Origin of the sequence: Cryobacterium melibiosiphilum (assembly GCF_003602235.1) — a bacterium.
Classification (GTDB): domain Bacteria; phylum Actinomycetota; class Actinomycetes; order Actinomycetales; family Microbacteriaceae; genus Cryobacterium; species Cryobacterium melibiosiphilum.
The window spans coordinates 1-20,697 of sequence record NZ_QZVS01000046.1; the positions used below are offsets into that span (position 1 = coordinate 1).

Consider the following 20,697-nt stretch of genomic DNA (forward strand, 5'->3'; position numbering starts at 1 on the left):
CCCGGAGACCGCGCGGCGTTTGGCGGGCACGGCGACCGGGTTCACCCGGCTGCTCGTGCACCCCGAAACCGGCGTCGTGCTGTCGGTGGGCCGCGACCGATACAGAGTGCCTGCCGGATTACGCAAGGCGGTGGAGATTCGTGACCAGGGCTGCCGCGCCCCGGGCTGCACCCGCCCGGCCGGGCACGACGACGTCGACCACACCCACGACTGGGCCCTCGGCGGCGAAACCAACCTGCAAAACCTCGCGCTGCTCTGCCGCTACTCGCACCGGCTCAAGCACGAGACCGGGTGGGAAGTCAGCCAAGACCAGAAAGGCATCCTGCACTGNGCTCAAGCACGAGACCGGGTGGGAAGTCAGCCAAGACCAGAAAGGCATCCTGCACTGGACCAGCCCCGCCGGCCGCCACTACCCCACCTTCCCCGAACCCCGCATGAGCCCACCCGACCTCAGACCGATCAAGAAAACCAAAAAACAGATCAAGGCCGAGTTGAAAGCCCTCGAACCACGACACCTCACCCCCGCCGAACTCTGGACCCAACCACCCCTCGCGAAAGACGAGGTCATTCCGTTCTAGATTCGACATGAGTTGCGTGACCGCCGAGAAACGTATGTTGACCGCTAGCCAGCACATTCACGCGGTGCAACACTGGGCGCCATGACTGAACCGATGCCCCCTTCCGCCAGTTCCGCTCCCGACCGGACCGCGCTCAACTACACCGGGCTCACCGCGCTCTTCATCAACTGCACCCTCAAGCGCAGCCCCGAAGTCAGCAACACCCAGGGCATCATCGACCTCAGCGCCCGCCTGATGCGCGCACAGGGGGTCACAGTCGACATCCTGAGAGCCGTCGACCACGACATCGCGACCGGCGTCTATCCGGACATGACCGAACACGGCTGGGCGACGGATGCCTGGCCCGGCCTGTTCCCAAAAGTTCAGGCCGCAGACATCTTGGTGCTCGCCGGGCCGATCTGGCTCGGCGACAACGGTTCCGTCACGCGGCGCATCGTGGAACGTCTCTACGCCCACTCGGGCGAATTCAACCAGAAGGGTCAGTACCTCTTCTACGGCAAGGTCGGCGGGGCAATCATCACCGGCAACGAAGACGGCGTCAAACACTGCACCTCCAATCTCCTGTACAGCCTGCAGCACATCGGCTACACGATCCCGCCGGCGGCGGACAGCGGCTGGATCGGGGAGATCGGCCCCGGGCCCAGCTATCTGGACCCCGGCTCCGGCGGACCACAGAACGAGTTCACGAACCGCAACACCACCTTCATGACCTGGAACCTGATGCACCTCGCCGCCCTGCTGAAGGCCGCTGGCGGCATCCCCGCCTATGGCAACCTGCGGCAGAACTGGGACTCGGGCGAACGATTCGGCTTCACCGCCAATCCGGAGTACCGCTGACACGACGCCACACGACGGCACCCCCACGCACGAAAGGCACGAGCAGGACACGAGCAGAGCACGGCGGCAGAGCGGCACGTCAGCATTGGAGGAACGTCCCATGGTCATCCCGGTCCTTCCAGAACCCTCCGAGCAGCAGGCATCCCTGCACCCCCACGCCCGCCTCGACGTGCGCGTGACCGGCGGCATCGTGCGCGGCGTGCAGGAGGGCGACGTGCTCGCTTGGCGGGGCATCCCCTTTGCGGCTCCGCCGGTGGGCACCCTGCGATTTAGGGCGCCGGGGCCGGTGCCGGCCTGGCCGGGATTTCGGGACGCCTCGACTTTCGGCAACGTTGCCCCCCAGGTCTACAAGGGCCAGTTTCGCGGCACCGATCCCAAAGTCCCGTCCGGCGAGGACTGCCTCAGCATCAACGTGCAGCGCCCCGCCGCGCCGCGCCGAAAACGACTCGCCATGCCGGTGATGGTTTTCATCCACGGCGGAGGCTACAGCACCGGGGGGTCACTCGACTTCTCGGGCCAGGGGACCGACTTCGTACGCAGCGGACGAGTCATCTACGTCAGCTTCAACTACCGCCTCGGCGCCCTGGGCTACCTCGACTTCAGCCACTACTCCACCTCGGAACGACCATTTGACAGCAACCTGGGCCTGCACGACCAGGTCGCCGCGCTCGAATGGGTGCGGGACAATATCCGTGTCTTCGGCGGCAACCCGCACAACGTGACTATCTTGGGCGAATCGGCCGGCGCCAACGCCGTGCTTACCCTGATGACCACCCCCGCGGCCCGAGGGCTGTTCGCCCGGGCCATTGCGCAGAGCCCGCCGGCGGATGCCGCCTATCCCGGCGAGCAGACCGCCGCCTGGGCCGCGGAGTTCGTCGGGGAGTTGCGACGAGTGGTCAGCAGGCCGACCACCGATCGCCCCGCGTTTTCCCCCATCGGCCGCTCGATCCGACCGGCCCCGACCGGCGGTGCCCCTGCGGCCGACGACGCGCTGCGGGCCCGGCCGCGTGCGCCCGGGCCGTTGAGCCTGCTGCGCAACGCGATTCCCCGGTCCGCCGCGCCGCCCATCCGGGTTGCCGCGCCGGCGCAGGAGCACCAGGCGGCGGTGCGGTGGGAGTCCACCGAACGGGAAGACGATGTGAGAGGCCAGACCGCGGCATCCGTCGCCGGCGGGCTCACACCCGGGCTCGCGGCCCGCCTCACCGCGGCCGAGCTGCTGACCACGGCCTCGGCCACCGATCTGACCCTGGCCGCGCTCGCCCTGCAGGTGCGCACCCCCGATTCGACGCCCGGCACGTTCTGTCTCGCCCCGGTCGTTGACGGCGAGTTTCTGCCGGAACGACCGCTCAATGCCTTTCGCAGTGGGCGCGCCCATGCGGTGCCGCTCATCATCGGCACCAACGACCGCGAGGGGTCGATCTTTCGCGGCCGGGCGGATGTGCTGCCACGAACGCCGGGCCGTATCCGGGCGTTGTTCCAGCAGGCCCCCGCGCCGAGTCGCGAGGCGATGCGCGAGGCGTACCCGGGGCTGCCGATCACGCGCGCGGCGGCGGATTTCGGCGGCGACTACGCATTTTGGTACCCGAGCGTGACGGTCGCCGACCGGCACTCTCGGCACGCCCCGGTGCATGTCTACCGCTTCGACAACGCCCCACGGCTGGTGCACCTGCTCGGGCTGGACGCAACCCACGGCATCGAATTGTATGCCCTGTTCAGCCCGGAAAACACCCGGGTCGCCCGCACCATGACCTCCCTCGGAGGTCGCAAACCGTTCACCCACGCCGGCGAGCGGATGCGCCGTCACTGGCTGCGTTTCGCCTGCACCGGATCCGTCGACGGCTCCTGGCCTGGCTATGACGAGCATGACCGCCTGACGCTCATCATCGACGACGTCGACCGGATCGAGTCCGATCCGCGCGGCGATCGTCGCCGGGCCTGGCAGGCCTTTCGCCCCGGGCTGTAACGTTCGGGCTGTACTGTGCGGGGCTGTACTCTGCGGCTGAGTCGCGGACTTCGCACCTTCCCGGTCACGGTGACGGCACGAAGTCCGCACCTCAGCCGGGACGCTCCCGCATCCGTCGTCAGAGGGTCACGACGGTGTTCGTGCGGGCGCTTTCGAAAGCGGCATCGAGCACCTCGAGCGTGCGCACTCCCTCGCTCGCCGGTACCGGCTCCGGGCCCTCGCCGCGCACCGCGCGGGCGAACTCGGTGTAGAAGTCCGCGTAGTTTCCCTGCAGCGACGGGATCACCTCGCGGCCGGCCTCCGTCGCCAGAGTGCCCCAGAACTCGGGCGCATCGAAGCCCCACGCAGCGGGATCATCGGTCGGGCGGCGGCCAGCGAACAGGGCCTGCGCCTGCACGTCGGTACCCGAGGCCACGTAACTGCCGGCACTGCCGTAGGCCCGAAATTCCCGCGTCGACGTGTAGTTGAGCTTGCTCGAGGACACCGTGGAGACCACACCCGAGATGTGTGTCAACGTCACCACGAAGCCGCAGTCGACGGAACCTCCGAACCGGTCCGTGTAGTCGAGGGTGGCGTAGACGCTGGCGACCGGGCCCAGCAGGCACAGCATCTGGTCGAGCAAGTGGCTGCCCACGTCGCGCAGCAGGCCGCCGGTCGGTCCGGTCTCCATCGTGCGCGGATCGTCGAGGTCCATAACCGAGTGCACCCGCCAGAGGTCGCCGAGCCGGCCCGAATCCACGACGGATGCGAGGGTCACCAGATCCGCGTCCCGGCGCCGGTTGTGATAGACGTTGAGCACCAGGCCAGCCCGCTCGGCCGCGGCAGCGAGCTCACGCCCACCCGCGGCATCCGGTGCGAAAGGCTTGTCGGCGACCACGTGCACGCCCGCCGCGAGGGCTTCGAGCACGAGGTCGTGCCGGGTGGTCGGCGGCGTCGTGATGGTGACCGCATCGACGCCCGAGGCCAGCAGCGCGGTCAGGCTCGGGTAGATCGGCACTCCGGGCAGGTCGGCCTGCACCTCGAGCCGTTTCGCTTCGGACCGGGCCACGACTCCGACAAGTTCGACGCCCTCGGCCGCCTGGATGAAGGGGGCGTGAAAGTGCTTTCCGCCCGTGCCATAGCCGACGAGTCCGATGCGCATGTGATCCCTTTCCAGAACCGACGGCGCCGACCGCAGTGTCGGCGCCTGCCCAATCTAACCGCTAGCTCTTCACCGAACCGCTCATGAGTCCTCCGATGAAGTACTTGCCGAGAATGATGTAGACCAGCAGCGTCGGCAGCGATGCGATCAGGGCACCGGCCATCGCCGTTCCGTAGTTGGCCAGCTGGGCACCCTGCGCGAGGTTGTTCAGCGCAAGCGAAACCGGACCGCCCGCGGTGTCCGAGAGGAACATAGCGAACAGAAAATCGTTCCAGGCGTTCGTGAACTGCCAGATGATCGTCACCACGAAGCCCGGAAGCGAGAGCGGCAAGACGATCGACCAGTAGGTGCGCATCATGCCCGCGCCATCGACCCGCGAGGCCTCCATGAGTTCCATCGGGATGCTCACGTAGTAGTTGCGGAAGATGAGCGTGCAGATCGGCAGCCCGTAGATGACGTGCACGAGCAGCAGGGTGGAGATGTCGCTCGGCAGGCCCAGCGTGGATTTCATCTGCACGAGCGGGGTCATGACCGCCTGGTACGGGATGAACATGCCGAAGAGAATGAAGGTGAACACGAGGTTCGCGTGCGGGAAACGCCAGCGGGAGAGCACGAACCCGTTCATGGAACCGAGCAGCGCCGAGATCAGTGCCGCCGGGATGGCGAGCATGAAGGTGCGCCCGATCGACGGCGCCAGTGCCGTGTAGGCGGCGGACCAGTTGTCGAAACCGGTCGCCCCGCCCGGCGTCTCGGACTGCCAGGGCCACCGCACCGGCAGTCCCCACGAGGTGGCCGGGTTGACGTCGGCCGGCGGTTTCAGGCTCGTGACGATCAGCACGTAGACGGGAATCATCACGATGAAGACGAACACGATGAGAATCGTGTACTTCAGGGTGCGTCCGAGCGAGAACCCGCGCCGGGGGCGCAGCGCCGGTGACAGGGGAAGGGGTGCGGGCGCGGGCGCGGGGCGGGTTTTCTCGGTGACGGTCATCGGTTCGCCTTCTCGGATCGGGCGGTCTGAATCAGGTAGGGGATGATGAAGACGCTCGCGAGCACGAGCAGAACCGTGGCGATCGTGGCCGACTTCGCGTAGTCGTTGGAGGTGAGCGTGACCCACATGTAGGTCGCGGGCACCTCGGTCACGTAGATCGATCCGGTCACGCTCATGATCAGGTCGAAGACCTTGAGCGACATGTGGCTGACGATGATCAGCGCGCTGAGCGCGATCGGGCTCAGCTGCGGGAAGATGACGAAGCGGTAGAGCTTCCACTCGCTCGCACCGTCCATCCGGGCCGCTTCCCGCAGCTCGTCGGGGATGCCGCGGAAGCCGGCGAGGAAGAGCGCCATGACGTAGCCGGAGAGCTGCCAGATGGCCGGCAGCGCGATGGCGGCCATGCCCCAGGTCGGCTCGTTCCACCAGGAGTTCTGCAGAAAGCCCAGGCCGAAGGTCTCGAGGATGCGGTTGAGCCCGGATGCCCGGTCACCCTCGGCACTGTTGAGCAGCCAGCGCCAGACGACACCGGAAGCGACGAAAGACACCGCCATCGGAAACAGGTACACCGAGCGAAAGATGCCCTCAGCGCTGACGCCCTTGTCGAGCATCCATGCCCAGAGAAACCCGAACAACATCGTGCCGGCGATGAACACGACCGTGAACACGGCGAGGTTCGCCAGCGAGTGCAGAAAGCGATCCTCGGCCAGCAGCGCAATGTAGTTGTCGAGGCCCACGAATTCCGTCGCCGGCACGAGGCTGGTGCGGTTGGTCAACGAGACGCGCACGTTTGCGGCGATCAGGCCGTAGACGAAGATGCCCAGAATGATGATGGTGGGAGACAGCAGCAGCAGCGGCGGTCCCCAGTTACGTACTCCTTTGCGCACGTTGCGCCCCTTCGATGAATCCGCACAAATGAATCCGTACAGCAAAAAAACAGCACAGGAGAGGGCGGAGCACGCTCCGCCCTCTCGAATTGATGTGCTCGGTTATTCCTGGGCGGCGGCGGCTGCGACGAGGGCCGTCAGCAGTTCGTCGGCGTTGCGGTCAGCACCGAACTTGCCGATGGCCGACGACAGGTCAGCCGACCATGAGACGGATGCCGCGGAACCGTGCGCGAGCGAGCTCACGATGGTGTCCTCCTGGAACGACGCCATCGCGGTCTGCTGGTACTCCGGGTAATCGGTGGCGACAGCATCCATTCGCGCCGGGATGGAACCCTTGGCGATGTTGAACGCCTTCTGGCCCTCGGCCGAGCTGATCGTGGTCAGCCAGTCGATGGCGGCGGTCTCGTGCGGGGCGCCGACGGCGAGCGTGAAGGAGTCGGCGAGGAAGTCGAAGATTCCGTCGGTTCCGGGTGTGGCCCAGGTGGTGTACTCGGTGCCGTAGGTCTGTCCGGCCTGCACGAATGCGGCCTCAGCCCAGTCACCCATCACGTTGTAGCCGGCGTTGCCGTCGAGCAGGATCTGGGTCGCGGCGTCCCAGTCCAGGCCGGCGTAGTCGGTGTTGGCGAAGTCGAGAAGCTCACCATAGTGGCCGATGGCGGTCTGCACTTCGGCGCTGTCCCAGTCCGTCGTGCCGTCCCACAGCCCGGTGTAGCCCTCTGCGCCGAGGTCGGCGATGAGCACGTTTTCGAACAGCTGCATCTGCGTCCACTCGGTACCGAGCGCCAGGGGCGCGGTCACGCCGGACTCCTGCAGGGTCGTGAGGTCGTCGATCCAGGCGTCCATGCTCTCCGGGGCGACCGTCGGGTCGATGCCGGCGCCTTCGAGCACGTCGACGTTGACCCAGGTGACGTTGGCGCGGTGGATGTTGCTGGGCACCGAGTAGATGGCTCCGTCGGAGGTGAGCTGCTCGATGAGGGTGTCCGGGAAAGCCTCGTAAAGACCGTTCTCGTCATAGAAGCTGCTGAGGTCCTGAAGCTGGCCGGCTTCGATGTAGTCATTGAGTTCGGCGCCGGCATGCGCCTGGAAGGTGTCGGGCGGGTTGTCCGCCTCGAGGCGGGAGGCCAGGGCGGCCTTGGCGTTCGATCCGGCACCGCCGGCGACGGCCGCGTTGCTGAACGCGATGTCCGGATACTGTTCGGCGAAGACCGCCACGAGGGCGTCAAGCCCGACCTTCTCGGAACCGGCCGCCCACCAGGTGAAGACCTCGACCTGGTTGGGGTCGTCCTCGCTGGGACCGGCGCTGGATGTGGAACATCCGGCCAGGGCCAGGCCCAGGATTGCGGCGCCGGCGATGACCGACATTCTTGTGCTGCGCATGTGATTTTCCTTCGTTGGAATACCTACCCCAATCTGCTGTGATCAGGGGTAACGCCAAGGTGCCTGCTGTGAACAGTGACAGAAAGACAGGGCTCAAACGCACGGACCTCTCGCTCAGGCTACGACCGTGATTGTGCTGAGTCAAAACGGCCGGCGTGGCGGTGCCCGACAGTTCGCTGGCAACGTCCGGCACCGTGGCCCGGGTCTGGGTACTGTGCCCGTGATGGCGGCCTCCCCCTCGGCCGCCCACGACGCAGAAGGAGTCCCCGTGAGCGACCTCAGCGATGTTCAGAAGGTAGCGAAACTGGTCAAAGAGTTTCGCTTTGCAATGCTCACCACGACCAGTCCGGAGGGCAAGCTCGTGGCGCGCCCCATGACGGTGCAGGAGGTCGAGTTCGACGGTGACCTGTGGTTCATCGTGGCCCGCGATTCGCATACTGTGCGTGAGCTCGGCTCCGACCCCGTCGTGGGGGTGTCCTTCGCCTCCAACGACACCTGGGTCTCCCTCTCGGGCACCGCGCAGATGATCGACGATTCCCACAAGGTCTCCGAACTCTGGAACCCGTGGGTCGAAGCCTGGTTTCCCGGCGGCTCCGACGACCCCAACGTCGTGCTCATCAAGTTCACCGCCGACAGCGCCGAATACTGGGACTCCCCCGGCGGCCGCATCGCCTCGGTGATCAGCCTGGTGAAATCGAAGGTCACCGGCAAGGCCTATGACGGCGGAGAGAACGACAAGGTCGAACTCTAGGTCTTCTGCGCGTTTACGCCCGCCCGACGCATCCACCGGTGCCCCGCCGATAGTCTGTGGCTAGCGCTGCGCGGGGCAGCCGTGAGTGACTGGTCGGGGGGATCGTGACGGCGGATGTGGAGCGGGCTCAGGCACCATCGGTCCCGCTCGACCGGCTGGTCGAAGACCTCCAGCGCCTGCGCAACACGGCGGGCGATGTCTCCTACGCCGAGATCGCCGCACGGATAGCCCGCACACGGGAGGCGCACGGGACGACCCCGGCCGCGGCCCGGGTCGCGCGGTCGTCGGTCTTCGACGCCTTTCGCCCGGGCCGACACCGCATCAACGCGGTGCTGGTCGAGGAGATCGTGCGGGCACTCGGCGAAGACCCCGTGGCTGCCGGACTCTGGAGACAGCGGTGCCTCGACGCCCACTTGACCGGACGGCGTTCGGCCGGCTCTGCAATCCGGCACGAAGCGGATGCCGCGACCGGCCTGGTCGCCCCGCAGCCGCCGGCCGCGCCGGTCGTGCCGCACGCCCACGACCGCCGCGCCCTGACGATGGCACTGACGATCGCGCTGGTTGTGGGGTGCGTCGGCGTCAACCTGTTCGGCGATGGTGTCGTGGACAAGTTCCAGCTGCCGGTGTGGCTGGACATGATCGGCACCGCGACCGCAGCCATCGTGGTGGGCCCGTGGCACGGCGCGCTTGTCGGGGTGCTGACCAATCTGCTCGGCGGGCTACAGGGAAATCCGGAGACGCTGCCGTTCCTCCCGGTCAATGTCGCGGGGGCGCTGGTCTGGGGTTACGGCTACCGCTGGTTCTGCAGAAACCGCGGCCCGCTTCGCTTTCTCGTGCTCAACGTCGTGGTCGCGATCAGCTGCACGCTCGTCGCCGTACCGATCAACGTGCTCGTCTACGGTGGCGTCGCCGGCCATGCCAGCGACGCGGTGGTCGGCGCGCTGGTCGCTATCGGGCACGGTCTCTGGGTCGCCGTTTTCTCGGTCAACGTGATGTATTCACTGCTCGACAAGCTGATCGCCGGGTACGTCGCGGTGCTGCTGGCCCGATTCATCGTCCCGTTGGGCCTTGACTGCAGAGTCCGGCGCCGCCCGGACTGAGGCGGCGCACAGTGTCCGAGTCTGTCCGGGAACGGCATCCGCTGCCCTGTCGACCACGGCCAGGGCGCACGCTGGATCCAGAATTGTGCCTATGGACAAAACCGTGGTGCCCGACCTGGCCGAAACCCGACGGATCGAAAGCGCCGTTCTGCGCTTCGCCTACGCACGCGCGTTCAGCATCGATGTGCCCGATGCGCCGGCCGGAGTCGACCTGTCGCTGCTCCTTCTGCTGCGGGATCAGGGGCTGACGGATGGCGATGCCCTGCGAGTCATCGCAGCCGACCTGACGATTGCGGCCCTGCCGAAGCAACAGATTGAGCGCTGGAGCGCGAAGTCGTACAACGAAGACGTGTGGCCGGGGATTCTCACGGAGTTCGGACAAAACGCCGGGGCGAAGGTCACCTGGCCGCCCTACTACAACAAGTTCAGCCAGTCGTGGTCAGACGCGCTCATCTCTGCCGGACTCAGCCCGAAACGGGACAGCGTACCGACGATGAGCAAGGAGGAGGCCAAGAAACACCTGCGCCGGTTCGTCGAGTCCTGGCAGGGCAGCCGCAACGCCCGCGACTATGTTGCGTGGCGCAAAGCCAGCCCCAAGGACAAACTCGCCACGACACCCCCGTCGCTCGACATGCTCAACCGTCTCTTCGGCTCCTGGAGCCAGGCGCTCGATGCGGCGGGAGTGGCGTCGCCGGGCGTCTCCGCCTCTCAACGTGAGGCAGACAACGCCGAGGCGGACCTGATCAGCGACCGGGAGGGGCACCGAGCAGACGCTGAGCGACTGCGCGAGCGGCTGCGGACAGAGGGCGGCGCCTCTCCCGACCTGGCGGCGCACCATTCCGAGGTCGTACTGCTCATGGCGTTGGAGACCCACGCTCTGGCAAGCTTTCGCGTCACCAGGCACCTGCTCGAGGAACGGGAGGAAAGCGCCAAAACCTTCAAGCGCTGGGCAATCGCCGGAGCGGCCGCCCTGGCGTTCGTGCCGCCCGTCATCGAGTTTCTCCTGACTCGGTACCTGTAGCCGGCGCCCAGGAGGTCGGCGGACCGTGGGCTCGCGCCGCCGCTCGATTATGTAATGCGACAGGTAGAGAACCGGGTGGTGAAGCAGCCCCGCCTGCAGGAGGAGCAGGAAATTGAGGATGCGACCCGTGGGGCCGTTGCCATCAGCAAATGGGTGAATTGCTTCGAACCGACAGGGGGCGACGGCGAGCGTGACCAGCGGGTCGAGATCGTTCGCGGCCTGGATGAACTGTTTGACCGGACTTGTGTGCCACTGACCAGGTATTTCTGTGCGGAGACGGTGGGATTTGAACCCACGGTACCCCGTAAAGGGTACTCCACCTTAGCAGGGTGGTGCACTAAGCCGAACTATGCGACGTCTCCCGAGTGCCTGCCGAAGCAAACACGCGACTCCCATCCTAACGGTAAGAATGGGCCTCGCGGTTCACCCCGGCCAGGCGGGTGAAAGGTTACTGGTCCCGAAGAGTGCGACCGGCCGTGCAGGTCAGGTCACCGGCCGTCTGCCCGGTGACGGACTCGGACAGCGTGGTGGTGCCATCGTCGGGTTCGTCGGTCGGCTCCGCAGACGCATCGGTCGTGGCCTCAGGATCGCTCGTGGACGCATCCGTCGCCGGAGCCTCGGTAGCCGCCGGCTCGTCGGTCGCTGCGGGCTCCTCGACCACGGCGTTCGGGTCGGCGACCGTTCCGGCGCCGGTCGAGCCGCTGAGCACGATCGCCCGGTCGTTGGCCAGGGCGGTGAACATGTCCTTGAACGCGGGCTGCGAGGGCAGCACGCCGCCCGTTGTACTGCCGGTGGGGACCTGGGCGAAGACGACCTTGTCGAGGTCGATGTCCTTGACCGCCAGGGCGATCGAGACGATGGTGTCCACGTTGTTCAGGCTGGTCGAGAGCTGCATGTTCGCGGTGACGGCCTTGGCGAGCGAGTAGACCTTGGTCCAGTCCGACAGCGTCTCCGAGCTCTTGATGGTGCGCACGAGTGACGACATGAACAGCTGCTGGTTGTTGATGCGCGTCAGGTCGCTGCCGTCGCCGACGCCGTGCCGGGTGCGGAGGAACTGCAGGGCTGCATAGCCTTCGAGCATGTGCTCGCCGGCGTCCAGGTAGGTCTGGGTGTATTCGTCCTCGATGGGCTCGGCGACACAGACCGGCACTCCGCCGACGGCAGTCGACATGGCCATGACGCCGCTGAACTGCACCTCTGCCGCGTAGGGGATCTCGAGGCCGGTGAGCTTCTCCACCGTCGAGACAGTGCAGGCCAGGCCGCCGTAGCTCAGCGAGGTGTTGATCTTCTGGCGGCTCATGGCGCTGAACGACCCGCCCTCGGGGTCGGTGCACGAGGGGATCGGCACGAACATGTCCCGGGGAAAGCTGATCACCGAGGCGTTCTGGTGGTCTTCGGAGATGTGCAGCAGCATGGTGACGTCGTTGAGGTTGCCGGTGGAGTCCTCGGGACCGAAGATCGCGTCCTGCCCGACGCGACTGTCACTGCCCACGATCAGCACGTTGACGCCGCCGTCGATGGCATCGATCTGCGGAACCACGCCAGCGACCTCATTATCGAGCACGACGTCGGGTTGCACGCTCGCAGCCACGTCGAATGTGGCGATCGCGGCCACCGATACGCCGCTGACCATGACGACGGCCAGCCCGGCGGCGATCAGCTTCGCGATCGTGGCAAGTGCGCTTGACCGCTTCAACCGACCGTGCCTCGCAACCGTGCGGAGGTTTTTCGATCCGTTCGAGCGGGGGCGTAGCTGGTCGCTCACTCAGGTCCCTTCTAGGTAGGCGGCGCCGTGCGGGTTCGTGCTTTCTTGCGGAGGGCGTGGGATTCGAACCCACGAGACATTTCTGCCCACCAGTTTTCAAGACTGGCTCCATCGGCCACTCGGACAGCCCTCCAGGGGTTTTCGACCACACGTTAACGTACACGCAATCGAAAAATGGGCGAACAACGCCCGATTCTAGCTGATGGCAGCGATTCGACACTGCCAGATCTACCTGAGCAGGCGCTGGATACGCGTATTACAACAAATCAGAGCGAGCGCAGCACGACCGCGAGACCGTCGTCGAACACCGAGAGCGTGGTCTCGCTTCCGGCCGCGAGCACCTCGTCGGGCGAGTTTCCCATCGCCACGCCACGTCCAGAAACGGATGCCCATTCCAGCATGTCGATGTCATTGCGTCCGTCGCCGACCGCCATGACCCGCTCGCGCGGAATGCCGAGCTCGGCCCGCACCCGCTCCATGGCCGTGGCCTTGTTCACGCCGTCGGGCGCGATGTCGAGCCAGGCGGTCCAGCCGATGGCGTAGCTGACTCGATTGAGCCCCATCCGCTCCACGACGGCGAGGAAGTCCTCCATGTCGTGGTCGGGTGAGATCACGACGACGCGGGTGGCGGGGTGCTTGGTGAGCTCTTCGAAGTCGACGCGTTCGCTGTCCATGCCGATCGTGGCGTCGGGGATCGGCTCGGTATAGCGGTAGAAGCCGTGCTCGTCTTCGACGGCGAACCGGGCGTTGCCGAGGTGCGCGCGAATTGAGCGCAGCACGACGGTCGGGTCAAAGGTTTCGACCCATTCGCGTCGGTAGCCGAGGGGAGCGTTGGCGTCGCGGTGCATGGTGATGGCGCCGTTGGAGCAGATCACGAAACGCGGGGTGATCTCGAGCCGGTCGAGAACGGGCAGTGTGGCGGCCGCGGAACGCCCGGTCGCGAGCATGACCTCGTGGCCGGCGGCGGCGAGGCGCTGCACCTGCTCGATCACGGCGGCGCTGATCGAGCCGTCTTCGTGCATGGTCGTGCCGTCAATATCGAGCGCGACCAGCCACGGCTCGGTCACGCGAGCGGCTCCAGCACCTTCAGGCCACCGAGATAGGGCTGCAGGGCCTCTGGAACCCGTACCGAGCCATCCGCCTGCTGGTGCGTTTCGAGCATCGCGACGAGCCAGCGGGTGGTGGCGAGGGTGCCGTTGAGGGTCGCAACCGGTGCGGTCTTGCCCGTCTCGGTGCGATAGCGGATGTCCAGGCGGCGCGCCTGGTAGGTGGTGCAGTTACTCGTGCTGGTCAGCTCGCGGTAGGCGTTCTGGGTGGGCACCCAGGCCTCGATGTCGAACTTGCGGGCGGCGCTCGAGCCGAGGTCTCCGGCGGCGACGTCGATCACGCGGTAGCTCAGCCCCAGGGACTGCAGCATGCCCTCCTGCAGGGCGACGAGACGGTCGTGCTCGGCCTCGGCGTTTTCGGGCAGCACGTAGGTGAACATTTCGAGCTTGTTGAACTGGTGCACGCGAATGATGCCGCGGGTGTCTTTTCCGCCCGAACCAGCCTCGCGGCGGTAGCAGGTGCTCCAGCCGGCGTAGCGCAGGGGCTCCTCGGACAGGTCGAGGATCTCGTCTTTGTGGTAACCGGCGAGCGCGACCTCGCTCGTGCCGGTCAGGTAGAGGTCGTCACCGGGCAGGTAGTAGACCTCGTCGTTGTGCTCGCCGAGAAAACCGGTGCCGTCCATGATCTCGGGCCGCACCAGCGTCGGGGTGATGAGCGGCACGAATCCGGCCGCGAGGGCACGGTCGAGGGCCATGTTCATCAGCGCGATCTCGAGGCGGGCGCCGATGCCCTTCAGAAAGTAGAAGCGCGAGCCCGAGACCTTGACGCCGCGGGGCATGTCGATGGCGCCGAGCAGCTCGCCGAGGGCGAGGTGGTCGCGGGGTTCGAAGTCGAACACCGGCGGCTCGCCGTGGGTGCGCAGCGTCGCGAAGTTGTCTTCGGGGCCCGACGGCACGCCGTCGATGATCGGGTTTGCGATGGTCTTCACGATTTTGGTGAAGCGCACTTCGGCCTCGGCGGCGGTCACGCCGGCGGCCTTGACCTCGGCAGCGAGCGACTGCGCCTCGGCGACGAGGGCCTTCTTCTCGGCGGCCGGCGCGGCGGCGACGGTCTTGCCGAACAGGTTCTGGGCGGCCCGCAGCGCCTCGAAGGAGGTGATCAGGGCCCGGCGTTCGGCGTCCGCGGCCAACGCCTCGTCCACCGCCAGGGCGGAGTCACCCCGCGCTTCCTGGGATCGCTTGATGAGGTCAGGATTTTCGCGTAACAGTACCGGATCAATCACACGCGCCAGTCTACAAGCGCAGCGAGACGCGACCGGATACCCTAGGCCTCGTGGCAGACACCGAAACTCCCCGCACCCCGCAGGCCGCCGTGGTCTACAACCCGATCAAGGTCGACGAGCAGAAGCTGCGCGCGAGCGTCGCGTCGGCCGCGTCCGCGGCGGGCTGGGCGGAGACGCTCTGGTTCGCGACCACCGAAGCGGATGCCGGCCAGCAGGCCACCCGCGAGGCCCTCGACCACGCGGTCAGCACCGTTCTCGCCGCCGGCGGCGACGGCACCGTGCGGGCCGTCGCCGAGGCGCTGCGCGGATCGGGCGTGAGCCTGGCCATCGTGCCCGCCGGCACCGGCAACCTGCTCGCCCGCAACATGCAGTTGCCGCTCGGCAGCCTCGACGAGTCGGTGGCGATCGCCTTCAGCGGCGTCGACCGGCCGATCGACCTCGGGGTGGCCACCGTCACCCCGGAGCGCGGCAAGTCGGCCGAACACGTGTTCCTGGTGATGGCGGGCCTGGGCCTCGACGCCCAGATGATCGCCAACACCCGCCCCGAGCTGAAGAAGCAGGTGGGCTGGCTCGCCTACGTCGACGGGGTCGCGCGGTCGATTCCGAAGGCCAAACCGTTTCGCATCCGCTACAGCCTGAGCGGGCACACCGACCGGCCGGCGCACGTCAGCGCTATTTTGGTCGCCAACTGCGGGCTGCTGCCCGGCAATATCCAGTTTCTGCCCGACGCCCGCGTCGACGACGGCATTCTCGATATTGCGGTGCTGCAGCCCAAGGGCGTGCTCGGCTGGCTGACCATCTGGCGGCGCGTGACCTGGGAGAACGGGGTGCTACGCCGGTCGGCGGTTGGCCGCCGCATGATCCAGCAGACCGATTCGATGAACGAACGGGTGATGACCACGCTGCGCGCTGCCGACATCCGCATCGTGGTCGAGCACACCCAGGAGTTCGAGCTCGACGGCGACGAGTTCGGGCGCGTGCGTTCGGTCGTGCTGCGCGCCGACCCGGGCGCGCTCATCGTGCGGGTGCCGGTCGGCAGCGAGGGCACCACTCAGGACGAAGCGGCGGCGGTCACGACCGCGTAGTCGGCGTCGGCGTCGCCGCGCTGCGGGCGCGGTGCCACGCGAAGGCGTGCCAGAACAGCAGGCCCATGATTGTGGCGAGGCCCGCTGACATCATCGACGGCGCCACAGTCCACGTGATCTGCTGCAGCACCATAGCCCAGGGAATCTCGTTTCCGCTGTAGCTGTAGCCGTTGTTCGACGAGGACTGCACAATGAGCGCGAAACCGCCCACCAGCAGCAGCGGGCCGAGCACCCACAGCGCGATCACGAACGGGTTGCCGCGGGGGGAACGCGGGGTCTCGAATTGCTCGTCGCCCACCGTTCCCCGCACGAAGTCCTCCGAGCCAGCGCCCAGCGTGCTCGCCTCGGCACCGGATGCCCCGGCCTCGGCCCATGGGTCGGCCGCCTCTCGCGGGGGCCGGGCGGCGGCGCGGGCCTCCGCGCGGGAGCCGTAGGGGGCATCCGTCGGAACGCCGACATCGACGCCGAGGCCCAGCGGGCCGGCTGCCGGCGCCGACTTGGGGTCGTACCCGCGCTGGAACCGGGCGTCGTGCTGTGGATCAAATCCTGGCGTCGTCATACTGCCCCCTGGTGTCGTGAACTGGTCTACGCGCCGCGCAACCCCTTCAGCCACTCCCGGGCCTCGGTGAAGATACCGTCGTCGTAGCGGGAGGTGAATTCGTTGGGAAGCTTGTCCGCACGCGGGTACGAGCCGAGAAAGATGACGTTCGGGCTGAAGCGGCGGAGGCCCAGCAGTGCATCGGACATCCGTTCGTCGTCGATGTGGCCGTCAGCGTCGATCACGAAGCGGTACCGGCCGAGGGCGTCGCCGATCGGGCGGCTCTGGATCAGGCTCAGGTTCACCCCGCGGGTCGCGAACTGCTCGAGCATTTCGAGCAGGGCACCGGAGCGGTCCTCGGGAAGTTCCACGATCAGGCTGGTCTTGTCGGCGCCGGTCGGGGCCGAAATCTCGCGGGTGCGGCCGACGAGCACAAACCGGGTCACGGCGTTCGGGTTGTCGCCGATATTGCTCGCCAACACGACGAGGTCGTAGTGCTTCTCGATTCCGGGCGGGGCGATCGCGGCATCCGCTTGCCCGCTGTCGAGCAGGGACAGCGCGGCGGCCACGTTACTCGAGGCCGGAATGTGGCCGTGGCTCGGGCGTTTCACTTCGAGCCAGGCGCGGCACTGGGCGTAGGCGACCGGATGCGCATTCACGACCTGAACGTCGTCGAGCGTCGTTCCACGGCGGGCGACGAGCACGAAGTTGACCGGCACGAGGTATTCGCCGATGATACGCAGGCCCGGCACGCTTGCGAGGGCGTCCTGGGTGGCCGACACCCCGCCGTCCACGGAATTCTCGATCGCGATCATGGCCGCGGTGCTGCGTCCGTCGACGACGTCGGCGAGGGCTTCGCCCACATTGTTCACGGCGCGCCACGGCTTTCCGCGGGCCTCCGGAACCTGGGCGAGGGCGGCTTCGGTGAACGTGCCGACCGGCCCGAGGAAGCTGTAGGTGACATTGGCGGTCTCTGGCATGGCTCACAGCCTACTGCGGGTGCCAGACTGTGCTCATGAGCGAGCGCGCAGGAACACCGGCCCAAGAGTCCGATCTGACCGATATCGAAGGGCTGGTGAAGGCCTATTACGACCTAAAACCGGATGTGGCGGTGCCGGCCCAGCGGGTCGTCTTCGGCACCTCCGGGCACCGCGGGAGTTCGTTGAACACCGCGTTCAACGAGAACCACATCAGCGCCACCACCCAGGCCATCGTGGAGTACCGCACGGGCCAGGGCATCACCGGGCCGCTCTTCATCGGCACCGACCCGCACGCCCTCAGCGGCCCGGCGTACACGACTGCCCTCGAAGTACTCGTCGCCAACGGCGTGCGCGTGCTCGTCGACGAGTTCGACGACTACGTGCCGACCCCGTCGCTCTCGCACGCGATCCTCGCCTACAACCGGGCCGAGAACGGTGACCTCGCCGACGGTATCGTCGTCACCCCGAGCCACAACCCGCCCTACGACGGCGGCTTCAAGTACAACCCTCCGCACGGCGGTCCGGCCGACAGCGATGCCACCTCGTGGATTGCGAACCGCGCCAACGAGATTATCGCGGCAGGCATGGTCGACGTGAAGATGAGCGAGCCGAGCGCGGTCGAGACCTACGACTTTCGCGGCCACTACGTGAACGGCCTCGAGAACATCATCGACATGGCTGCCATCAAGGCCAGCGGAATCCGCATCGGCGCCGACCCGCTCGGCGGCGCGAGCGTGGGCTATTGGGGCGCTATTCGCGACCGCTACGAGCTCAACCTCACCGTCGTGAACCCCTCCGTCGACCCGCAGTGGGCGTTCATGACGCTCGACTGGGACGACAAGATCCGCATGGATCCATCGAGTGCCTCGGTGATGGCATCCGTCGTCGCCCACAAGGACGAGTACGACATTCTCACCGGCAACGACGCCGACGCCGATCGTCACGGCATCGTCACGCCCGACGGCGGCCTCATGAACCCGAACCACTTTCTCGCCGTCGCAATCGACTACCTCTACAGCCACCGCGAGGGCTGGAAGCCCACCGCCGCGATCGGCAAGACCCTGGTCTCGTCGACGATGATCGACCGGGTCGCCGGTTTTCTCGGCCGCGACCTGACCGAGGTGCCGGTGGGCTTCAAGTGGTTCGTGCCCGGACTGATCGACGGGTCGGTCGCCTTCGGCGGCGAGGAGAGCGCCGGCGCGAGCTTCGTGCGCTTCGACGGTTCGGTCTGGACCACCGACAAGGACGGGATTCTGCTCGCCCTGCTCGCTTCGGAGATTCTGGCCGTGACGGGCAAGACGCCGAGCCAGCGCTATGCCGAGCTGGCCGAGCACTTCGGCGCTCCGGCCTACGCCCGAGTGGATGCCGCGGCCACTCCCGCGCAGAAACTCGCGTTGTCGAAGCTCAACGGTGACGCCATTGTCGCGACCGAGCTCGCCGGCGAGAAGATCATCGCCAAGCTCAGCCACGCGCCCGGGAACGGCGCCGCGATCGGCGGTGTCAAGGTCGTCACCGAGAACGCCTGGTTCGCGGCCCGCCCGAGCGGCACCGAAGACGTCTATAAGATCTACGCCGAGTCCTTCCTCGGCGCCGAGCACCTCGCCCGCGTGCAGGCCGAGGCGAAGGCGATCGTCGACGACGCGATCGCGTAGCGGCGGCGCCCCACTTACCGCTGGTTGAGCCGCGACGAAGGAGCGGTCGAAACCAGGTGAGCCGACCCTCTGACTGTGGGTCGGCTCAGCCGGTTTCGACCGCTCGCAAGCTCGCGGCCGCCGGATTGAGCCTGTCGAAATCTCAACAAGCGAGAGGGGGCCGGCGGAGGGGGCGGAGCGGGGCTAGGGAATGCTCCAGTAGTAGGCGGTGGCGCCCGGATGATCGGTCGTGATCGCGGTGTCGACGCTGCGGTAGTCGGAGTCGAGAGTGTGGCCGGCGAACGAGATCACGATGTCATCGCCGGTGCCCTCGACCCGGGTGACGATTCCGGTGTGGTCCCGGTCGCCGGAGTTGTCCCAGTCGAACTGGGCGACGTCGCCGACCTTGACCTGGTCGCGCTGGTCGTCGGTGAGCGCGGTGGCTCGGCCGGTGTCGGCGATGTAGTTCATTAGGGCAGTAGAACTAATCCAGGCCGACGACGCGTCGTACGCGTTGCCCGTCTTGGGGTTGTTCCACACGTCGTCCATCTGCCAACCCCTCTCGATCAGCGCCTGGCTGGCGAAGTTGACGCAGTCGTTCTCACCGACGACGCCGTACTCGGCCGAGTTGTACGTTCCGTCGGCCCAGTGCGCGAGCACGTAGTCCAGCTGGGCCTGCACGGCCGGGTCAACCTCAACCTCGACCGGTGCGGCGGTCTCCGCGGGGACCTCGCGGGTGGCGGTCGGTTCGGGGGTGGCGGCGGCATCCGTCGTCGCCATCGGGTTGGGCGTGCGGGCCGTGCCGGCGGTCGCGAGGGCCACTCCGGCCACGGTCACCGAGGCGACGACGACGAGGCCCAGTCCGGTCAGCTGCCACCGATTCAATGCCACAGGTCACTCTTTTCGCTTTGTTCATCACTTCAGAAAACGGATGCCCGCCCGCGGGCACGCAGAACCAGCCAACCACAGTCCCACGACAGAACGCTGAGGCTGGCAGGGGTGGGTCACCGGTAATCGGGCGCGGCGGCGAGCCCGAAATGCTCCTCCAGCGTAGTCACGCCGCTCTCGTGCAGGGTCGTGGCGAGATCAACGCCCAGATACCGATAGTGCCAGGGCTCGAAGTTGAACCCCGTCACGGCCTCCATCCCGTCGGGGTAGCGCAGCTCGAACCCGAACCGCCAGGCGTTACCGGCGAGCCACTGGCCCTCGGCCGTCTCGGCGAAGCAGGCGTTGAGCGAGCAGCGGCCCGAGACGGCGCCGATGTCGAGCGAGAGTCCGGTCTGGTGTTCGCTGTGTCCGGGCCGGGCCGACGTGGTGTCGGCGTAGGCCTGCCCGCTCGCGGCGACGATGGAACCGTAGACACGTTGCTGCACCGAATAGGCCCGGTAGGCACTGTTGGAGGCCAGCGTGAGGCCGGCCTCCGCCTGGGCGGCGTCGAACAGGGCCACGACGGCGGCGGATGCCTCCTGCCGCAGCAGCGGGCTGAAGGTGTGGGCCACCGGCACGATCACGAGGTCACTCGGAACGTAGGTGCTGCCGCCGTCGAGCGGTCGGGCCTTGTTCACGACGACCCACAGGCTGGCCGGGTCATCCAGGGAGAGCGCGGGCGCCGCCGGCAATTCGAGGGGCGCGGAGGCCTGCGCGGGCACCGGGCGCAGAGCGGCGATCCGGGCGGCTTCGGCGGCGATCACGGCCGCGGCGGCGTCGCGGTCGGCCTGCGCCG

The 20,697-nt window shown here is 67.2% G+C and carries 19 protein-coding genes, 2 tRNA genes and 2 pseudogenes; 9 read left to right on the plus strand and 14 right to left on the minus strand.

Annotated elements, in window-relative coordinates; translation table 11 throughout:
• Positions 1-130: 130 nt before the first annotated feature.
• The 4 genes and pseudogenes from D6T64_RS23030 to D6T64_RS23040 all read left to right on the plus strand — a co-directional run.
• Positions 131-274, plus strand: a pseudogene (locus D6T64_RS23030) (HNH endonuclease signature motif containing protein); the annotation flags it as partial.
• A 160-nt stretch (positions 275-434) separates the two neighbouring features.
• Entirely contained in the window at positions 435-578 is a 144-nt protein-coding gene (locus D6T64_RS23035) for a hypothetical protein (protein ID WP_233550774.1), read from the plus strand.
• Between the two features lie 81 nt (positions 579-659).
• A complete protein-coding gene (locus D6T64_RS01715) occupies positions 660-1,415 on the plus strand; it encodes a flavodoxin family protein (protein WP_119970853.1) in 756 nt (251 codons plus the stop codon).
• A gap of 100 nt (positions 1,416-1,515) precedes the next feature.
• Positions 1,516-3,378, plus strand: coding sequence for a carboxylesterase/lipase family protein (locus D6T64_RS23040; RefSeq protein WP_233550770.1), 1,863 nt, complete (start codon positions 1,516-1,518; stop codon positions 3,376-3,378).
• A 118-nt stretch (positions 3,379-3,496) separates the two neighbouring features.
• Here D6T64_RS23040 and D6T64_RS01725 read toward each other — a convergent pair whose 3' ends face one another.
• From D6T64_RS01725 to D6T64_RS01740, 4 genes are all read right to left on the minus strand, one after another.
• Positions 3,497-4,519, minus strand: a complete 1,023-nt coding sequence (locus D6T64_RS01725) for a Gfo/Idh/MocA family oxidoreductase (RefSeq protein ID WP_119970855.1) — start codon at positions 4,517-4,519, stop codon at positions 3,497-3,499.
• Positions 4,520-4,580: 61 nt separating this feature from the next.
• Positions 4,581-5,510 (minus strand): carbohydrate ABC transporter permease, encoded by a 930-nt coding sequence (locus D6T64_RS01730; protein ID WP_119970857.1) that lies wholly within the window; start codon positions 5,508-5,510, stop codon positions 4,581-4,583.
• Complete coding sequence (locus D6T64_RS01735) at positions 5,507-6,397, minus strand: carbohydrate ABC transporter permease (protein WP_119970859.1); 891 nt, start codon at positions 6,395-6,397, stop codon at positions 5,507-5,509. Before D6T64_RS01735 ends, D6T64_RS01730 begins: the two co-directional genes overlap by 4 nt.
• A gap of 102 nt (positions 6,398-6,499) precedes the next feature.
• The gene (locus tag D6T64_RS01740) at positions 6,500-7,774 is read right to left on the minus strand and encodes an ABC transporter substrate-binding protein (protein WP_119970862.1); all 1,275 of its coding nucleotides are present in this window, start codon (positions 7,772-7,774) and stop codon (positions 6,500-6,502) included.
• 268 nt (positions 7,775-8,042) lie between these two features.
• On the opposite strand from D6T64_RS01740, the gene D6T64_RS01745 reads away from it, so the two are divergent.
• From D6T64_RS01745 to D6T64_RS23045, 3 genes are all read left to right on the plus strand, one after another.
• The gene (locus tag D6T64_RS01745) at positions 8,043-8,525 is read left to right on the plus strand and encodes a pyridoxamine 5'-phosphate oxidase family protein (RefSeq protein WP_233550771.1); all 483 of its coding nucleotides are present in this window, start codon (positions 8,043-8,045) and stop codon (positions 8,523-8,525) included.
• A gap of 104 nt (positions 8,526-8,629) precedes the next feature.
• Positions 8,630-9,625: an ECF transporter S component gene (locus tag D6T64_RS01750; protein ID WP_147364419.1), complete on the plus strand. Its 996-nt coding sequence runs from the start codon at positions 8,630-8,632 to the stop codon at positions 9,623-9,625.
• Positions 9,626-9,716: 91 nt separating this feature from the next.
• A complete protein-coding gene (locus tag D6T64_RS23045; protein ID WP_233550772.1) occupies positions 9,717-10,646 on the plus strand; it encodes a hypothetical protein in 930 nt (309 codons plus the stop codon).
• Between the two features lie 111 nt (positions 10,647-10,757).
• Here the strand turns inward: D6T64_RS23045 and D6T64_RS23370 are convergent.
• The 6 genes and pseudogenes from D6T64_RS23370 to serS form a co-directional block, all read right to left on the minus strand.
• Positions 10,758-10,910, minus strand: a pseudogene (locus D6T64_RS23370) (Fic family protein); the annotation flags it as partial.
• A 7-nt stretch (positions 10,911-10,917) separates the two neighbouring features.
• A tRNA-Ser gene (locus tag D6T64_RS01760) sits at positions 10,918-11,008 on the minus strand.
• An 86-nt stretch (positions 11,009-11,094) separates the two neighbouring features.
• On the minus strand, positions 11,095-12,342 hold the full coding sequence (locus tag D6T64_RS01765; protein ID WP_233550773.1) for an LCP family protein: 1,248 nt from the start codon (positions 12,340-12,342) through the stop codon (positions 11,095-11,097).
• A gap of 117 nt (positions 12,343-12,459) precedes the next feature.
• Positions 12,460-12,544: transfer RNA gene (locus D6T64_RS01770), tRNA-Ser, on the minus strand.
• Positions 12,545-12,677: 133 nt separating this feature from the next.
• Positions 12,678-13,478 (minus strand): HAD family hydrolase, encoded by an 801-nt coding sequence (locus tag D6T64_RS01775; protein ID WP_199719027.1) that lies wholly within the window; start codon positions 13,476-13,478, stop codon positions 12,678-12,680.
• Positions 13,475-14,740, minus strand: coding sequence for a serine--tRNA ligase (gene serS, locus D6T64_RS01780; protein ID WP_119970870.1), 1,266 nt, complete (start codon positions 14,738-14,740; stop codon positions 13,475-13,477). The genes D6T64_RS01775 and serS overlap by 4 nt, the downstream gene beginning before the upstream one ends.
• A 50-nt stretch (positions 14,741-14,790) precedes the next feature.
• Between serS and D6T64_RS01785 the strand changes: the two genes are divergently transcribed.
• Positions 14,791-15,825 (plus strand): diacylglycerol/lipid kinase family protein, encoded by a 1,035-nt coding sequence (locus tag D6T64_RS01785; protein ID WP_119970872.1) that lies wholly within the window; start codon positions 14,791-14,793, stop codon positions 15,823-15,825.
• Here D6T64_RS01785 and D6T64_RS01790 read toward each other — a convergent pair.
• Together D6T64_RS01790 and pheA are read right to left on the minus strand one after the other, a co-directional pair.
• Positions 15,812-16,384 (minus strand): hypothetical protein, encoded by a 573-nt coding sequence (locus D6T64_RS01790; RefSeq protein ID WP_119970874.1) that lies wholly within the window; start codon positions 16,382-16,384, stop codon positions 15,812-15,814. The two genes, D6T64_RS01785 and D6T64_RS01790, sit on opposite strands and share 14 nt — an antisense overlap.
• A gap of 26 nt (positions 16,385-16,410) precedes the next feature.
• Positions 16,411-17,343, minus strand: coding sequence for a prephenate dehydratase (pheA, locus tag D6T64_RS01795; protein ID WP_119970876.1), 933 nt, complete (start codon positions 17,341-17,343; stop codon positions 16,411-16,413).
• A 35-nt stretch (positions 17,344-17,378) separates the two neighbouring features.
• Between pheA and pgm the strand changes: the two genes are divergently transcribed.
• On the plus strand, positions 17,379-18,995 hold the full coding sequence (gene pgm, locus D6T64_RS01800; RefSeq protein ID WP_119970878.1) for a phosphoglucomutase (alpha-D-glucose-1,6-bisphosphate-dependent): 1,617 nt from the start codon (positions 17,379-17,381) through the stop codon (positions 18,993-18,995).
• Positions 18,996-19,178: 183 nt separating this feature from the next.
• Here the strand turns inward: pgm and D6T64_RS01805 are convergent, their stop codons facing one another.
• Positions 19,179-19,865, minus strand: coding sequence for an amidase domain-containing protein (locus tag D6T64_RS01805; protein WP_119970880.1), 687 nt, complete (start codon positions 19,863-19,865; stop codon positions 19,179-19,181).
• Positions 19,866-19,978: 113 nt separating this feature from the next.
• The coding region (locus D6T64_RS01810; RefSeq protein WP_147364420.1) for a M15 family metallopeptidase at positions 19,979-20,697 on the minus strand (719 nt) is incomplete at its 5' end.

Bases quoted from the DNA above. Each gene is read 5' to 3' on its own strand.
- D6T64_RS01725 (WP_119970855.1), bottom strand. From the start codon at position 4,519: ATGCGCATCGGACTCGTCGGCTATGGCACGGGCGGAAAGCACTTTCAC.
- pheA (WP_119970876.1), bottom strand. From the start codon at position 17,343: ATGCCAGAGACCGCCAATGTCACCTACAGCTTCCTCGGGCCGGTCGGC.
- D6T64_RS23045 (WP_233550772.1), top strand. From the start codon at position 9,717: ATGGACAAAACCGTGGTGCCCGACCTGGCCGAAACCCGACGGATCGAA.
- pgm (WP_119970878.1), top strand. From the start codon at position 17,379: ATGAGCGAGCGCGCAGGAACACCGGCCCAAGAGTCCGATCTGACCGAT.
- D6T64_RS23035 (WP_233550774.1), top strand. From the start codon at position 435: ATGAGCCCACCCGACCTCAGACCGATCAAGAAAACCAAAAAACAGATC.
- D6T64_RS23040 (WP_233550770.1), top strand. From the start codon at position 1,516: ATGGTCATCCCGGTCCTTCCAGAACCCTCCGAGCAGCAGGCATCCCTG.
- D6T64_RS01715 (WP_119970853.1), top strand. From the start codon at position 660: ATGACTGAACCGATGCCCCCTTCCGCCAGTTCCGCTCCCGACCGGACC.
- D6T64_RS01790 (WP_119970874.1), bottom strand. From the start codon at position 16,384: ATGACGACGCCAGGATTTGATCCACAGCACGACGCCCGGTTCCAGCGC.
- D6T64_RS01730 (WP_119970857.1), bottom strand. From the start codon at position 5,510: ATGACCGTCACCGAGAAAACCCGCCCCGCGCCCGCGCCCGCACCCCTT.
- D6T64_RS01740 (WP_119970862.1), bottom strand. From the start codon at position 7,774: ATGCGCAGCACAAGAATGTCGGTCATCGCCGGCGCCGCAATCCTGGGC.